The organism is Pseudomonas sp. 10C3, assembly GCF_036346185.1.
Lineage (GTDB): Bacteria > Pseudomonadota > Gammaproteobacteria > Pseudomonadales > Pseudomonadaceae > Aquipseudomonas.
Genome location: NZ_JASJVE010000003.1, coordinates 269,836 through 285,182 on the forward strand (window position 1 = coordinate 269,836; position 15,347 = coordinate 285,182).

Genomic DNA, 15,347 nt, shown 5'->3' on the forward strand with positions numbered 1-15,347 from the left:
AAACCCCTGCGTACTGTCCAGTTAACTGCAATAGCCAGCACGATGACCGATGTTCGCGCGAAGTTTGTGACTCGTTTATTGAATTTGGTCATTTGCCCTGGCGATGCGTGCCGCGAAGGCTGTCGCATTGATTTCGCCGACCACCCGAAGATCCGCAAGCTCCGTGCCCTTTTTGCCGAAGAACAGCAGCGCAGGCGGGCCGAACAGCTTGTAGCGGTCGAGCAGGGCGCGTTGTTCTGCGTTGCTGTCGGTCATGTCGAAACGAATCAGGCGATAACCGGTCAGCTTGCTCGTCACGCGGGGATCGGGCAGTACGTCATGTTCGATGACTTTGCAGCTGATGCACCAGTCGGCGTACCAGTCCAGCAGCAACGGTTGACCGGCATTTTTTGCGTCGATCAGGGCGCGGTCCAGTTCGGCCGTGGTGCTGATGGTCTGCCATGGGCTGGTGGGTGCCACGGCTTCATTGGCCATCAATGCCGCTTGTGGTCGGCCCAGCGGACGCAAAGGATCGGTCTGGCCGCTCAGTGCGCCGTACCAGCAGGCCACTGCGTAGACCAGCAAAAACAGGCCAAGCAACTGATTAAGGCGTTGTGGACCGGACTTGTAGGTGAACTCCAGTGCGCCAAGAAACAGGGCAACGCCGGCCCCCAGCAAGCCCAGCAGGAGCAGGGTGATCTCGCCTGGGATGACCCGGCTGAGCAGGCCGATGGCCACGGCCAGCAGCAAGACACCGATAATGTTTTTTACCGAGATCAGCCACTCGCCGCTTTTAGGCAGCCATGCCGCGCCGCCCGTGGCGACCAGCAGCAAGGGCGTGCCCATGCCGAGTCCCAGCGCAAACAGCTTCAAGGCCCCACCCAGCGCATCGCCGCTGGCGCTGATATAAAGCAGCGCGCCTGCCAGGGGCGCCGAGACACACGGCGAAACCAGCAGGCTGGAGACCACGCCGAGGACTGCAGCGCCCCATAACGAGCCGCCTTCAGTGCGTCCCGCAACCCGGTGCAGGTGAAAGCTGATGAAGTGCGGGAGACGCAGTTCGAACAGACCAAACATCGCCGCAGCGAAAATCATGAAGAACAGCGAAAAAGGTACCAGCACCCAGGCTGATTGCAGGCGCGCCTGTAAGTTCAGCTCTGCGCCGAACATGCCCATCAACGCCCCGAGCAGGGAAAAACAGATGGCCATCGGGAGCACATACGCCAGCGACAAGCTGAAACCGCGCAACCCGCCGACCTGCCCGCGTAGGACCACGCCGGACAGGATCGGTAGCATAGGCAGTACGCACGGGGTGAATGTCAGGCCGATACCCGCAAGGAAAAACAGCGCCAGTTCCTTCCAGCCCCAGGTGCCCTTGGTTGGTGGTGTGGCAGACAAGCCTGTACTTGCGGCCGCAACGTCGCCGATGTCCAGGCGCTCGGTTTCAGGCGGATAGCACAGACCCTTGTCGGCACAGCCTTGATAGGTGACGGCCAGGGTGAACGGTCGGTTGTCGCCGGGTTTGCGTGGCAGGTCGACATCGAGAATGCCGTGATAGACCTCTACGTCGCCAAAGTACTCGTCGTGTTTTTGCTCGCCCTGAGGCAGCTGCGCGGCGCCCAGGCCTATATCGGCAGGCTCGGTGCGGAACTGAAAGCGATGGCGGTATAGGTAATAGCCTTCGCTGGCGACGAAACGCAATTTGATCGATTGCGGTGTGGTTTCGATCAGGCTCAGGCGAAATGCTTCGCGGACCGGCAGGAAGTCAGCGCTGTTGTTTAGCGATGCTGTGCCTAGTGTGGTGCTGGGGCGATTGTCCAGGAGGCTGGCACCCGAGGCGGGCAGGGCGAGGATCAATAACATCAGGCAGAGCAGGCGGCGCATAGCGGTCTCGCATGTCGAAAGTCCGCGCATGATAGCGGACTGCTCCCTGTCTTGCATGACACAGACCTTGTAGGCGCTTGCGCCTACAAAAGGCGGATCTACACCCTGAACGCTTGCACGGCGGTGTTCAGTCGCCCGCCAAGTTGTTGCAGGTGCTGGCTTTGGCTGCGGCCTTCGCCGATGCGCAGGAGGTTATCCCCGCCCAATTGGTGGATGCCTTCGCTGTGATCGCGAATTTCGCTGACGGCACCGCTTTGTTGGGCGGTAACGTCGGCGATGCGTTCTGCGGTGTTGGCGATGGTCTGGATCGCACCGACGATTTCATCCAGCGCGCCATCGGCGGCTTGTGCCTGATTGGCGGTGGCTTTGGCGTGCTCGACCTGAGCACGCATGCCTTCTACCGACTCACTTGCCGCTTTTTGCAAGCTGGCAATTAGTACTTGAATCTCGCCCGTGGCCCCGGCGGTGCGCTGGGCCAGTGAGCGTACCTCCTCGGCGACCACCGCAAACCCCCGACCCATTTCCCCGGCGCGAGCGGCCTCGATGGCGGCGTTGAGGGCCAGCAGGTTGGTCTGGTCGGCGATAGAACGGATCACGGTCAATACGCTGCCAATGGTGGCCGACTCCACAGCCAGGATTTCTATGGCCTGAGCGTTGTGTTGCACTTCGCCCACCAGGGCATGCAGCCCGGTCAGGCTCAGGCCGATCACCCGTTGACCCTGTTCTACGGCGCGACCGGCATCGCGGCTGGCCTCTGCGGCTTGGCTGGCGTCCCCGGCCACCTGTTGAATGGTGGCTTCCAGTTCGCCCAGCGAGTCGCGAATCAACGCGGTATCACTGGCCTGGCGTTCTGCGCCGCCATGCAGGCCGGTGCAGAGTTCGGCCAAGGCATGACTGCTGCCCTCAACCTGCTCGGCGTTCAAGCGGATAGTGCCGACCAGGTCCACGAGGTAGGCCCGCAGACGATTCAGCGATTCTTCGATGTCGCGCAGTTCGCGGTTGGTCGCGCCCAGCTGGATGTCCTTGGCGAAATCCCCCTCGGCCCAGGTCGATAACGCGGGCGCAAGATTGGTCAGAACGCGGGACAGGCGCCGTTGCAGGGTGTCGATCAACAGCGCGATCAACAGGATCAGGCCGATCATCAGGCCTTGCATCATCCGCACATCGCCCTGGATAAGTGCGTGCTGTCCGCGCACCTCCGGTTCCAGGCTGGTGATTGCTTTTTGCAGCGTGTCGATTTTGAGTTGAGCGCTGGCGCTGAGTTCTGCGCGGCGCTGAATCTGATCCCGGGTACGGTTCAGCTCGGCAGGGTAACGGTTAAGCAGGCTGCTCAATTCACGTTTGTAGCCCACGCCGCTGTCTTCGGCGACGGCTTTCTCGCTGTTGCCCAGGCCCATCATGGCGGAGAAGTCTTCGGTGCTCGACTCGGCACTGGCCGTGACGCCGAGCAATGGCAAGGCATCCAGTGCTTGCGCCTGGGTGCTGATGGCGGCGACTTCACGTTCGACATCGGCGGCCAGCTCACTGCGGCCGCTGCTGACCAGTTTGTCCCGGGCCAGACTCAGGCGTCCCAAGTGTTGTGATGCGCTCAGTAGCGGGCCTTGGTAGCTGGGCGCCGCAGGGTTGGTGTTGCTGGAAGCATAGTGCGTGAGCTGTTCAAGCGCGGCGCCCAGTTCGCGTTCAGCCTGTAACAGCAGGCCTTGCGGATCACCCGCCAGCTTACCGGCGGCCAGCAGGTCGTTACTGCTGAACTCGCGCAGTTGGGAGAGGCTCGGGCGCAGGCTGTCGGCCATCTGTGGCGGCAGCGCATCGAGCTCATGCTGGAGCTTGTCGATGGCCTGAATGGCATCGCTTTGGCGCAGCGCATCGCCGCTGGAGAGGTAATCCTCAATGCTGCGCGCGACTTGGTTTTGAAACGCTTGAGACAGGCTCAGGTAGCGCTCCATCAGTTGATAGGGGCGTTCCAGTGCCTGCTGTGACCACCAAAGCGTTATTCCTAACGCGACACAAACGGTGACCAGCAGTAACGTATTGAGATTGGTAAGCAGCTTCAGGCGCATGTGGTCTCGACCCGACGACTAAGGGTAAGCGCTTGAAGTTATTGCGTTTTGGTTACAGTGTTATGACCGAATCGGTCGATTCATGAATAAAAGTGGCACTTTGCCTCTGGCGGCCCGCGTGCACCTGATTACGTCCCGCATCTTTAGCGTGGTACAGCGCATCATCTGCCAGTGACGACAGCGTCAGGCTGTCGGCGCTTTCGTACAATTCCACAACACCTGCACTAAAGGTGCACGACAAATCCACCGGTTGCGCCGGGTAATGAATCTCAGCAAAGCGCTGGCGGATCTCGTCCAGCACTCGGTGCGCGTTGTGCAGGTCGGTGTCAGGCATCACGATGGCAAACTCTTCGCCACCGTAACGGCCAATGTAGTCGGTCTTGCGCAGGCGTTGTTTGAGGAACAGCGCCAGGCTTTTGATCACCCTGTCGCCCATGGGGTGACCATGGCTGTCGTTGACGCGCTTGAAGTGATCGATGTCGAGCATGGCAAAGCTCAGCGGCTTGCCTTCGCGGCGTGCGCGGAAGCTGCAATCTTCAAGCAGTTGCAGGATATGTGTGTGGTTATACAGGCCGGTCAGACTGTCGCGAACCATCCGCGCTTTGAGGTTGCGCGCTCGCGCCGCGCGGTTGCGCACGGTGGTGATCAAATGCCGTGGCTTGATCGGTTTGGTCAGGAAGTCATCGCCGCCTTCACTCATGGCATCGAGTTGCTTGTCCAGATCGTCTTCGGCCGACAGGTAGATGATCGGTACGCTGACATAACGGTCGTTATGGCGGATCACCTTGGCCAGCTCGGTACCTGTGCAGCCCGGCATGTACATGTCGAGGATGATCAGGTCAGGTTGGAACTCCGCGAGTTCGGCCATGGCCTGGATCGGGTCAATCAATGTGCGGGTGATGATTCCGGCACTGTTCAGCAGGCGCTCGGTGTGAGTGGCCTGAGCGCGGGAGTCATCGATGATCAGCACTTTATAGGGCTCGTATTGCGCCACACAGGTGAGGACTTCGATTTTTTCCAGAAGGCTCGATGCGTCTAGCGTGCCGGTGAGAAACTCCTGACCGCCAGCGCGTACGGCGGCCAGTCGGGTCGGGGTGTCAGTTTCGTTATGGCTGAAAAACAACAGCGGCAGCTTGTGCTCCAGTCCGTCCTGCACCTTTGCCGCCAGGATCAGGCCTTCGCCGGGGCCGCAGAAGTCGACGTCCATCACGATCGCTGCCGGGTAGCGCTCAGCCATAGTGGCGTGGAACGCGGCAATACTGTCCAGCGACAAGGCGCTCAGACCGAAGAACTCAAGTTGTTTGGCCAGTCGCTCTGCGCGCTCGTGGTCCTGAAGCATCACGTAGATTGGCTTACGCAGGGGCGGCAACGACGTTTGGTCCAGGTGGTCACCGTGGCGCAGGCCGGTGCGCGACAAGCGTTGCATCAACCGGTTGAGTTCGGTGATCAGGCTGCTGCTCAGGCGTCCACGGTTGGCTTCGACGTCATCAAGTGCCACGCTGATACTGCGTGCCAATTGTGCGTGCTCAGCCTGTTCAAAGCGCTCGGCGAAACGCAGCAGGCGCAAGGTGGAATCGGTGAGCTCTGCCATGTCTGCAGTTGACCATTCACTTTGCTGCAGGCGTTGCCAGACCTCAAGAATTTGACGTGCCTGATGAATTACCCGCTGGGCAAAATGATGCTTGAGACGATCACGACTCGGATCTTCTGGCTCGGTCATATCCTGGCTACTAGTGAGGGTGCAAGCGTAGGTAGGCTGGTGGCTCTATGCTAGCACCTCTCGTCATCCCCCAGCGTGCCGTAAGTCAATTAGCCCCTAAAGTATTGAGCCTTCTAATGACCAATCCGTTTGCGTGGGTAGTACAGAATTACAGGGGTTGAATTGGCGTTTTTTTGCAGATTTTGTATCCGAAACAGGATGTGAGCAGGCAAGCCTGCGAACGGCTGAGAATCGGACGCAACAGGGTGGCGAAAACACCGGGATAGATAGGTAAGAAAGTTCTGATTTTTTGGCTCGGTGCTCTGAATGATTTGTGAGCTATCGCTGTAAGAACATTCTGAATTTTTAGCTCAAGGCTTCGGGCAAGCCTGCGCCTGATAGGGTTTCGACATCCAATCAGGGGCCACCTCAATGACTCAGTGCTTTAAAGATCACGAATGCGACAAACAGGTCTTGAATCAAAACACCAAGCCCATCGCTGAGTGCGCGAGCCACGTCGTCGAACTGTACGGATGCAAAACCAGGGTCACTGAGGTGCCGGTTCTGACCTGTGAGGGTGTCTGGCGCGTTTTTCAGCGGGAGGCCGAAGAGGTTGTGGCCCCCGGCGGCATCCTGATTGCCGACCCCATCGAACGAAACCGCGCCATCAACGCCGCCTACGCCAGACTGTGGCTGCACGAGCCGCGCTTCCAGTGGGCCGGACTGGCGGCCTTTGCTTCCAAGCAAGTCGGTTGCGGGTTGTTGCATGCGGCGGGCTCTGTCGACGGCGTCCAGGCGGAGTACGACGCAGGGCAGAGATTGCTGGCCGGTAGTTCGGTCTCAAGTTCTGGCATTCCGGGCGTGTACACCATCAGCGATATGGATAAGCAAACGCTGCGCGATTACCAGCAAGCGAAGGACAGCAACCCTGTCCCATCCCCCGATATTCGCCTCGAGGGAGAATCGTTATCCCTGATGCAGCAGCAGTTCCAGCACGTCTACGAAATGATGGCACTGGGCAACACCACGTTGTTCCTCGATATCTTTCCGTTGCATGCGTTTTATAAAAAACGCGGGTTCGCGGAATTGAAGACGTGCCTGAAAACACGCGCGAGCATTTATGGTCATCCCAAATTCCCGGTGCTGTGGCCGGTAGGGCAGGAAATACTCCGTTTTGGGAAGTCTTATTCTGAAATTCTACGAGCCTTTGAGGCAATAGAGGCTGGGGATATTGCCGAGAGCGTGAAACGATTTGCCGCTCACGAGCAGCGGAACATCCTGCAACCATCAATCTACGAGGATCGGCAACTGATCGCTCTGTTGCGCGGTAACCACGCGTCCTATGTCACCGGCTTCCCCTCTGGCGTTGCCCAAGCTATCGAGTTGACTCTCGCCAGCCAATGTCAGGGGGTCGAGGATGGCCGCACTATCGGCTTCGGCAGCAACCCGTTGGCGGACCTGTCTGACGTTGAACAGCGGATGGTCTTCGTGCTCAGAGCGGCGGCGCGCTTCGACGAGATGCTGAATGACAACAATCGTGGTGCGCTGGAACAGTCGATCAAGGACATCGCTGCGGGTGAGGGCGTGCGATGAGCTTGCAATCACGCGTCGGTGGCCGGCGTCGGCGACTGGGCATTGTCCTGCTCGCCCTTTTTGCTGTTGCGCTGTTGCGCTGGGGTTTTCAGGCGCTAGCGGATGAACCGGAACTCGCGTTAGTGATCGGTGAACCCTGGGAAGACATGCGCAAGCGTTCAAGTGCGGCCATTAGTCCGGCGATACCTGGAGAGGTTTGGTTTGGCATGCCCAAGTCCGATGCGCGATTGCGGTTCAGCGACCCGCAGTACGGGTTCGTCACGCCGCTGGCTCGCTTCTTCACTATTGGATTTGAAAACGAGCGAATTGATGGCATTCGCATGTCCCCCCAAATCGAACCGCTGCTGCTCGATGACGCCCTTAAGGTCGTGCTGGACTTACAGGATCAATGGCGCCAGAGCGGCTGGGTCGTCATCTGGCCGAAAGACGATCCACCCTTCGCCGATACGCCCGAATGGCGCGCCCAATTGCGGGACGTGAACAAGGGCGGAACAACCTATTGGCAGGCTGGCGACAAATATCAGGTCATGTTGTTGATGAATCGCTTCAAAGATAAAAAGCGCCCCAGCGAAGAGCGCTACCTGATCACCCTTGATCTAGCTAAACCGTGGCTACCCACCCATACGGAGCCACCCGTGCTTGCACGCTGAGTACTCGCCCCACGCCAGTCACCCGAATACTTTTTCTCGCAACAATAATGGAGCATCCGAATGCCAACACCTGCTCTGGAAATCCTGCAAGCCATCGAGCTGACCCTCGCCAGCCAATGTCAGGGGGGCGAGGATGGCCGCACTATCGGCTTCGGCAGCAACCCGTTGGCGGACCTGTCGGACGTTGAGCAGCGGATGGCCTTCGTGCTCAGAGCGGCGGCGCGCTTCGACGAGATGCTGCACGACGACAACCGCAGTGCCCTGGAGCAGTCGATCAACGAGATCGCCGCTGGCGAGGGCGTGCGATGAAACTGCAATCACGCGTCGGTGGCCGGCGTCGGCGACTGGGCATTGTCCTGCTCGCCCTTTTGGCTGTTGCGCTGATGCGCTGGGGTTTTCAGGCGTTAGCGGACGAACCGGAAATCGCCTTGGAGATGGGGGGCACTTACGAGGACCTGCGAGAGCGCTCTACGGCGAACTTTAGTCAACTGATACCTGGGCGTGTGTGGTTCGGCATCCCTAAGTCCGATGCGCGATTAAGGTTCATCGACCCGCAGTATGGGTTCTCAACGTCTCAAGCTCGTTTTTTCACGGTCTCATTTGATGACAATTTGATTGTCGATGTTCGCATGTCCCCGCAAATCGAACCGCTGCTGCTCGATGACGCCCTTAAGGTCGTGCTGGACTTACAGGATCAATGGCGTCAAAGCGGCTGGGTCGTCATCTGGCCGAAAGACGATCCACCCTTCGCCGATACACCCGAATGGCGCGCCCAATTGCAAGACGTGAACAAGGGCGGAAGAACCTATTGGCAGGCTGGCGACAAATATCAGGCAATGCTGATCATGAATCGTTTCAAGGACAAAAAACGCCCCAGCGAAGAGCGCTACCTGATCACTCTCTCGCTTGCCAAACCATGGCTGCCCATCGATACCGAGCCCCCTGTGCTTGCACGCTGAGTACTCGCCCCCCGCCAGTCATCCGAATACTTTTTCTCGAAAAAAAATGGAGCATCCGAATGCCAAGTCCCGCCTACATGACCATTCACGGAACCCAGCAAGGCCTTATCACTGCCGGTGCGCTCGGCAAGGACTCGGTTGGTAACGCATGGCAGTTGGGCCATGAAGATCAGATTCTGGTGCAGGCATACGACCACGGAGTCGTTATTCCTGGCGGAGTAACCGGTCGTCGTATGCACAAGCCGCTGATCATCACCAAGGCGGTCGATAAGTCCTCGCCTTTGCTCTTTAATGCAGCCGCCAACGGTGAAGCGATCAAAACGTGCCGATTAGACTTGTATCGCCCCGCTGGCAACGGTGTCCAGGAACACTTTTACACTATTGAATTGGAAGGCGCGATCATCGTCGCCTTCAATGTGACCATGCCCCACTGTCAGAACTTGAGTACTGCCCATTTCACTCAATTGGAAACGGTGCACTTTGCCTATCAGTTCATTGCTTGTCGACACGAAATCGGTAAAACCAGTGGCTATGACGAATGGCACGCAGGGTCTCAGCAGTGAAGTTGATCAGCGCGTTGTACCCGTCATTGTCGGAGGTGAAACATACCTATCCGGTTGACGAAGCGCTGGATATCGTCAAGCAGCATCTTGAAAGGGGGGCCGATATCGATGGGATGGCGCCGCTTCGTAACGTTCTGATGCTCCCGTTTGACAGCGAGGTGGTGAAACGGGTCGAGAGTGGCGAATGGTTGTTGGTGAGGGACGAGGCATATTACTTTGATGGCGGTCAAATTGACGAATCAGTGGGTGCGAAGTTGTTTGATCATCGGGTGATGGAGTTGATGGATGCCCCTCCGCCCCAGGAAAAGCATCATCGCCGGATATTTCGCGTCACCGATAGCCAAACGGGGGAGCCGCTTATTAATCGGGGCTATATCGCCACCGTTGAAGGTGAGACGAGTAAGCGACGAACCGACGTTATTGGAATAGCCCATATACCCGCGCCGCCAGAGGGCGCAAAGATTTCCCTGCACGTGGTGCCTAACTAACTAGCGAATGTATGTCTTTCGGCGTGCCGTAGGTCAATTAATTGCTATTGATAGGAGAATTGACGCCGAAATATTATGATTGTCATCTAAAGCGGGTTTGAAATTCTGAGGAAGGGCGGTAGGACGCTTTGCGGCTGCCCTGTATCTCCATACGAATGGATCTTAGGTGGCAGCCGACTAAGGCCCCTGTCACTGGTCGCTCGAGTATTTCTCTTGTTCAAGACAAGCCCAAGTAGGCCGACAGTCATGGAGTTACAATGGTAACAAGAGCAGTAGTAATCGTGAAGGCGGACAATTGTATATAGGCAGTTGGAAGGGTATAGCCAAATCTGACCATTTAAATAATAGATTACCTATTTTGAAATAAGCAATATAAGTATGCTCAATATAATGCATAAAAAAATTAACACCGCATCACCTAAAAACCGCCGGGAGTATCCGAGTCGGAGAGGAGATGACAAGTATTGCCTTGGTAATACGGGTATGGAGCTGGTGGCAAAATTAAGACGTTCGACTGGACTGAGCGAGCCCTCTGTCCTATGAAACTGATTGCAATAACTACGTCACTGGCAATGCTCCTCTGTCTAACCGTGGGGTATTATAAGTCTGCGGGAATGCATGGTCCGGTGCAATGGCATTTTTTTATTAAAAAGTCGCCAACCTTTAAAGTTGAATTTACTAACCTATTTGCCAAATCTGGAGATTATCCAAGGTTTCAGTACTTGAGTGATTCTGAAAGGCGCCAGATTATTGATTATTGTAAATATCGACTAGGGATTGAAACCAACCTTCAGAGTCAACAGGAGATGTTACGGTGCAGCGCTCGATAGGGTTTTGCGGGATTTTGATTCCGGTAGTGATATTGAATGTTGGTTATTACAACGACGTCGAAGAGCAAGGTTTCGCTTCAATCACTTTTTTTGGAAAAAAATCACTCACGCTCCAAATGAAATTCGTTAACCCGTACGCAAGTGGGGGCATAACGCGTTGGGTGGCAAGCAACAAAAACTTATTGATTATTATAAGGAACCGCATCGGATCGCGAACAATAGCTTGTCGAGCCTTTAGACTACGAAGCGAATGCCCCCGGCTACCCCCCTCAAACCATTTCCACGCAACCTCCCTCCCACACCCAAGGCACCTTGCTGTAAGGTTGTGGTCGAACCATTGAATTTCGTGATTGAAAGGATATAGCCATGCTGGACTGGAAGAACCGCGCGGGCCGCGCACAGGACCGTGTCGATGACTCAGCGGTTGGAACCCGCCCCCGAAGCTATTGGGGTGGTGTTTTTTTTAGCCGTGCTCTAGGTGTTCTGGTCGGCTTGTATTTGCTGGTCACGCTAGTGATTGGCTGGTACTGGAGCCAGGAACCGGCGCTGTTTCCGGTTCAGCAAAACGCGCAGTTGGCCGCTGAGAGCCAGGGCAAGCAGATGGTCATCGGCTACACCACGGTCGAAACGCTCAAGACCGTGGCATCGACGCTGCTCGATAAGCGCGGTGGTTATATTTCCAACGACCGCTTCCCGCCGGGCGTGTGGCTGGACAACATCTCGCATTGGGAATATGGCGTACTGGTGCAGGTGCGTGACCTGAGCCGTGCTTTGCGTAAGGACTTTGCCCGCTCGCAATCGCAATCGGCAGAAGACGCCGACTTGGCCAAAGCTGAGCCGCGTTTCAACTTCGACAATAAAAGCTGGGTCTTGCCGTCGAGTGAGTCCGAGTACCGGGAGGGGATCAATTCGTTGAGCCGCTATCAAGCGCGCTTGTCCGATCCTAGCCAAAAAAGTGCACTATTTTATGCCCGCGCCGATAACTTGAATAACTGGTTGGGTGACGTCGCCACCCGTCTTGGTTCGCTGTCGCAGCGGCTGTCGGCCAGCGTCGGCCGGGTGAAGCTAAACAGCAGCTTGAAAACCGAGTCTGTTCTCCCAGGCCAAGTACCGAAGGTCGATGAAGAGATCGTGGAGACACCGTGGCTGCAGATTGACGACGTGTTCTACGAAGCCCGGGGTCAGGCGTGGGCGTTGTCGCACCTGCTGCGCGCTATCGAAGTAGACTTTGCCGATGTGTTGGCGAAAAAGAACGCCACGGTCAGCGTGCGCCAGATCATTCGTGAGCTGGAAGCTTCGCAGGCACCGGTCTGGAGCCCAATGATTCTCAATGGCAGCGGCTTCGGCGTGCTGGCTAACCACTCGCTGGTCATGGCCAACTACATTTCCCGGGCCAACGCTGCGGTGATCGACTTGCGCCAACTGCTTTCGCAGGGTTGATCGATGCCGTTCTCCTCTCAGGAGGCCGCGCACCGCGCCGCCTCCGACGCCGAACAGATTGCCTGGGTCGATGAGCAGGACAAACAGCTGGGTTCTATTGAGCGGGCTCAGCTACGCGAGCGCGGTCTGATTGGACGTGGCACCTATATATTGCTGTTCAACTCTGCCGGTGACTTGTGCGTGCATCGGCGCACCTTGAGCAAGGCTATTTATCCGGGTTATTGGGACGTGGCCGCTGGTGGCATGGTGCTGGCCGAAGAAACGTACGCCGAATCAGCGGCCCGCGAACTCGAGGAAGAGTTGGGCGTCAGTGGTGTATCGCTGAGCGCGCATGAACATTTCTTCTTCGATCAACCGGGCAATCGCCTGTGGTGCGCGGTGTTCAGCGCTGTCTGGGACGGGCCGCTGACGTTGCAGCCTGAAGAGGTGCTGGAAGCACGCTTCATTCCGGTGGCCGAGGCCTTGAGTGAAACGCTGCACAAGCCTTACTGCCCGGACTCTCTGGCGGCACTGAAGCGTTATTTGGGGCAGACGGAGTCTTAGGCGCAAATGTTCAAGAAATTGGCGCATATTTGCCCTTAGCATCTGCACTTTTTGCCGTTACACTGCGCGACCTTTTCAAGCTGAGCCATTATTGGCCCAGTAGCGCTGCCCCTGCCTGAGTGGGGCTTCGCGGTCGGTTACCCGCTACGCCGGAGCCGGCCCATCTTTGTCCTCAAACAAGAGGATTGCTGGTGGCCAAAAAAGCCGCATCCTTCGCCGCCTTGGGCGGTCTGGTATTTTCCACCGACGCAGGACGGCATTGCCCCGACTGTCGTCAGCCCGTGCATACCTGTGTCTGCAAACAAACCGTTATCCCCGATGGAGATGGCATCGCCCGTGTGCGCCGCGAAAGCAAAGGTCGTGGCGGTAAAACGGTGACCACTGTCACGGGGGTACCGTTGGCCGAAGACCCGCTCAAAGAGCTGGCAACTGCGCTCAAACGGCGTTGCGGAACTGGCGGTGCGCTCAAGGACGGGGTGATCGAGATTCAGGGCGATCATGTCGAACTGCTGTTGGCGGAGCTGGTGAAACTTGGGTTCAAAGCAAAGAAGTCCGGCGGTTAAGCCTCCACGTCTAAACTCTGTGCCTTGATCCGGGTCTACTTCTCAACGCAGACGGGCGCCTGTCGACACAGTGCCAAATCGTCACTTCCATTCTTTACACTGCGCCAGCCCTGTTGCGGCTGACGCTATTTGACTTCTTTATAGGGGACTTCGATGTCCGTACGACGCACACGCAAAGACGATGGCAGCCAATGGACAGTTGCGGACAGCCGCAGTGTTTATGGGATTCGTCATTGGGGAGCCGGTTATTTTGCAATCAACGACGCCGGCCGCGTTGAAGTTCGCCCCAACGGTCCGAGCAGTGCGCCTATCGATCTGTATGAACAGGTCGACGAGCTGCGCAAAAGTGGTCTCTCCCTGCCGCTGCTGGTGCGCTTCCCCGACATCCTGCAAGACCGCGTTCGTCAGTTGACTGGTGCGTTCGACGCCAACATCGAGCGTCTGGGCTACCAGAGCAAATACACTGCGCTGTACCCGATCAAGGTCAACCAGCAAGAAGCCGTGGTGGAAAGCATCATCGCCACGCAGGACGTCTCCATCGGCCTGGAAGCGGGTTCCAAGCCGGAGTTGATGGCCGTGCTGGCCTTGGCGCCCAAAGGCGGGACCATCGTTTGCAACGGCTACAAGGACCGCGAGTTCATCCGTCTGGCATTGATGGGGCAAAAGCTGGGTCACAACGTCTTCATCGTGATCGAAAAAGAATCCGAAGTGGCGTTGGTCATCGACGAGGCTGCCGATCTCAAGGTCGCGCCACAGATTGGCCTGCGTGTGCGCCTGTCTTCGCTGGCATCAAGCAAATGGGCTGATACCGGCGGTGAGAAATCCAAGTTTGGTTTGTCTGCAGCGCAGCTGTTGTCCGTGGTCGAGCGTTTCCGCGCGGCGGGCCTTGATCAAGGCGTGCGCCTGTTGCACTTCCACATGGGGTCGCAGATCGCCAACCTGGCTGACTACCAACACGGGTTCAAAGAGGCGATCCGCTACTACGGCGAACTGCGCAATCTGGGCTTGCCGGTCGACCATATCGACGTGGGCGGTGGCTTGGGCGTGGACTACGACGGTACTCACTCGCGCAATGCCAGCTCGATCAACTACGACATGGACGATTACGCCGGTGTCGTGGTCGGCATGCTCAAGGACTTCTGCGACGAGCAGGAGTTGCCGCATCCGAACATTTTCTCCGAAAGCGGCCGCTCGCTGACGGCGCATCACGCGATGTTGGTGGTGCAGGTGACTGACGTCGAAAGGCACAACGACGAAATCCCGAAGATCGCTGACAAGGAAAGCCTGCCGGAGACCGTGCAATGGCTGGTAGACCTGCTCGGGCCGACCGACATCGAGATGGTTACCGAAACCTACTGGCGTGCCACGCACTACATGAGTGACATTGCCACGCAGTATGCGGATGGCAAGATCACGCTGGCGCAGAAAGCCTTGGCCGAGCAGTGCTACTTCGCGGTCTGCCGCCGTCTGCACAACTCGTTGAAGGCGCGCCAGCGTTCGCACCGTCAGGTGCTGGACGAACTCAATGACAAGCTCGCCGACAAGTACATCTGCAATTTCTCGGTGTTCCAGAGCCTGCCGGACACCTGGGCGATTGGCCAGGTACTGCCGATCTTGCCGCTGCACCGTCTCGACGAAGAGCCGAATCGCCGTGCGGTCCTGCAGGATTTGACCTGCGACTCCGACGGCAAGATCAAGCAGTACGTCGACGAGCAGAGCATCGAGACCAGCTTGCCGGTTCATGCCCTCAATGAAGGCGAAGATTATCTGCTGGGGATTTTCCTGGTGGGCGCCTATCAGGAAATTCTCGGTGACATGCACAACTTGTTCGGTGACACCGACTCGGTAAACATCTATCAGAAACCGGACGGCAGCGTGTACCACGGGGGCATCGAAACTCACGACACCATCGAGGACATGCTCCGCTACGTGCACTTGTCTCCGGACGAGCTGATGACGCATTACCGCGACAAGGTTGCCAGCGCCAAGATCAGTCCGCGCGAACGTACTCAGTACCTGGACGCGCTGCGTCTGGGTCTGACGCGGTCGTCGTACTTGTCTTCCTGATCGGATCGCCGGCGGCTGAGCTGTACACG

12 protein-coding genes and 1 pseudogene are annotated in these 15,347 nt (G+C 57.4%); 10 read left to right on the forward strand and 3 right to left on the reverse strand.

Going from position 1 to position 15,347, the window contains the following annotated elements; translation table 11 throughout:
- Positions 1–75 precede the first annotated feature (75 nt).
- The 3 genes from QN399_RS04575 to QN399_RS04585 all read right to left on the reverse strand — a co-directional run bounded on the left by QN399_RS04575 (position 76) and on the right by QN399_RS04585 (position 5,643).
- The gene (locus tag QN399_RS04575) at positions 76–1,863 is read right to left on the reverse strand and encodes a protein-disulfide reductase DsbD (protein ID WP_330200614.1); all 1,788 of its coding nucleotides are present in this window, start codon (positions 1,861–1,863) and stop codon (positions 76–78) included.
- Positions 1,864–1,961: 98 nt separating this feature from the next.
- Positions 1,962–3,923 carry a methyl-accepting chemotaxis protein gene (locus QN399_RS04580; protein ID WP_322177654.1) on the reverse strand — a complete coding sequence of 654 codons (1,962 nt, stop codon included), beginning with the start codon at positions 3,921–3,923 and terminating at the stop codon, positions 1,962–1,964.
- 52 nt (positions 3,924–3,975) lie between these two features.
- Positions 3,976–5,643 carry a PleD family two-component system response regulator gene (locus QN399_RS04585; protein WP_322177655.1) on the reverse strand — a complete coding sequence of 556 codons (1,668 nt, stop codon included), beginning with the start codon at positions 5,641–5,643 and terminating at the stop codon, positions 3,976–3,978.
- 411 nt (positions 5,644–6,054) lie between these two features.
- Between QN399_RS04585 and QN399_RS04590 the strand changes: the two genes are divergently transcribed.
- From QN399_RS04590 to speA, 10 genes and pseudogenes are all read left to right on the forward strand, one after another.
- Positions 6,055–7,215: a hypothetical protein gene (locus tag QN399_RS04590; RefSeq protein WP_322177656.1), complete on the forward strand. Its 1,161-nt coding sequence runs from the start codon at positions 6,055–6,057 to the stop codon at positions 7,213–7,215.
- Positions 7,212–7,865 (forward strand): hypothetical protein, encoded by a 654-nt coding sequence (locus QN399_RS04595; RefSeq protein WP_322177657.1) that lies wholly within the window; start codon positions 7,212–7,214, stop codon positions 7,863–7,865. The genes QN399_RS04590 and QN399_RS04595 overlap by 4 nt, the downstream gene beginning before the upstream one ends.
- Before the next feature lie 87 nt (positions 7,866–7,952).
- A pseudogene (locus QN399_RS04600) lies at positions 7,953–8,174 on the forward strand (hypothetical protein); the annotation flags it as partial.
- On the forward strand, positions 8,171–8,824 hold the full coding sequence (locus tag QN399_RS04605) for a hypothetical protein (protein ID WP_330200615.1): 654 nt from the start codon (positions 8,171–8,173) through the stop codon (positions 8,822–8,824). The pseudogene QN399_RS04600 and the gene QN399_RS04605, both read left to right, overlap by 4 nt.
- A gap of 59 nt (positions 8,825–8,883) precedes the next feature.
- A complete protein-coding gene (locus QN399_RS04610) occupies positions 8,884–9,387 on the forward strand; it encodes an Hcp family type VI secretion system effector (RefSeq protein WP_322278044.1) in 504 nt (167 codons plus the stop codon).
- On the forward strand, positions 9,384–9,875 hold the full coding sequence (locus QN399_RS04615) for a hypothetical protein (RefSeq protein ID WP_323565882.1): 492 nt from the start codon (positions 9,384–9,386) through the stop codon (positions 9,873–9,875). Before QN399_RS04610 ends, QN399_RS04615 begins: the two co-directional genes overlap by 4 nt.
- Before the next feature lie 1,196 nt (positions 9,876–11,071).
- Positions 11,072–12,145: a DUF2333 family protein gene (locus tag QN399_RS04620; protein WP_322177661.1), complete on the forward strand. Its 1,074-nt coding sequence runs from the start codon at positions 11,072–11,074 to the stop codon at positions 12,143–12,145.
- Positions 12,146–12,148: 3 nt separating this feature from the next.
- Positions 12,149–12,688, forward strand: a complete 540-nt coding sequence (locus QN399_RS04625; RefSeq protein WP_322177662.1) for an NUDIX hydrolase — start codon at positions 12,149–12,151, stop codon at positions 12,686–12,688.
- Positions 12,689–12,879: 191 nt separating this feature from the next.
- Positions 12,880–13,251 (forward strand): translation initiation factor Sui1, encoded by a 372-nt coding sequence (locus QN399_RS04630; protein WP_330200616.1) that lies wholly within the window; start codon positions 12,880–12,882, stop codon positions 13,249–13,251.
- 153 nt (positions 13,252–13,404) lie between these two features.
- The gene (gene speA / locus QN399_RS04635; protein WP_322177664.1) at positions 13,405–15,318 is read left to right on the forward strand and encodes an arginine decarboxylase; all 1,914 of its coding nucleotides are present in this window, start codon (positions 13,405–13,407) and stop codon (positions 15,316–15,318) included.
- Positions 15,319–15,347 lie beyond the last annotated feature (29 nt).

What these genes read in the sequence shown, in the direction of transcription:
- QN399_RS04575 (WP_330200614.1), bottom strand. Translation starts at nt 1,863, where the DNA reads ATGCGCCGCCTGCTCTGCCTGATGTTATTGATCCTCGCCCTGCCCGCC.
- QN399_RS04580 (WP_322177654.1), bottom strand. Translation starts at nt 3,923, where the DNA reads ATGCGCCTGAAGCTGCTTACCAATCTCAATACGTTACTGCTGGTCACC.
- QN399_RS04585 (WP_322177655.1), bottom strand. Translation starts at nt 5,643, where the DNA reads ATGACCGAGCCAGAAGATCCGAGTCGTGATCGTCTCAAGCATCATTTT.
- QN399_RS04590 (WP_322177656.1), top strand. Translation starts at nt 6,055, where the DNA reads ATGACTCAGTGCTTTAAAGATCACGAATGCGACAAACAGGTCTTGAAT.
- QN399_RS04595 (WP_322177657.1), top strand. Translation starts at nt 7,212, where the DNA reads ATGAGCTTGCAATCACGCGTCGGTGGCCGGCGTCGGCGACTGGGCATT.
- QN399_RS04605 (WP_330200615.1), top strand. Translation starts at nt 8,171, where the DNA reads ATGAAACTGCAATCACGCGTCGGTGGCCGGCGTCGGCGACTGGGCATT.
- QN399_RS04610 (WP_322278044.1), top strand. Translation starts at nt 8,884, where the DNA reads ATGCCAAGTCCCGCCTACATGACCATTCACGGAACCCAGCAAGGCCTT.
- QN399_RS04620 (WP_322177661.1), top strand. Translation starts at nt 11,072, where the DNA reads ATGCTGGACTGGAAGAACCGCGCGGGCCGCGCACAGGACCGTGTCGAT.
- QN399_RS04625 (WP_322177662.1), top strand. Translation starts at nt 12,149, where the DNA reads ATGCCGTTCTCCTCTCAGGAGGCCGCGCACCGCGCCGCCTCCGACGCC.
- speA (WP_322177664.1), top strand. Translation starts at nt 13,405, where the DNA reads ATGTCCGTACGACGCACACGCAAAGACGATGGCAGCCAATGGACAGTT.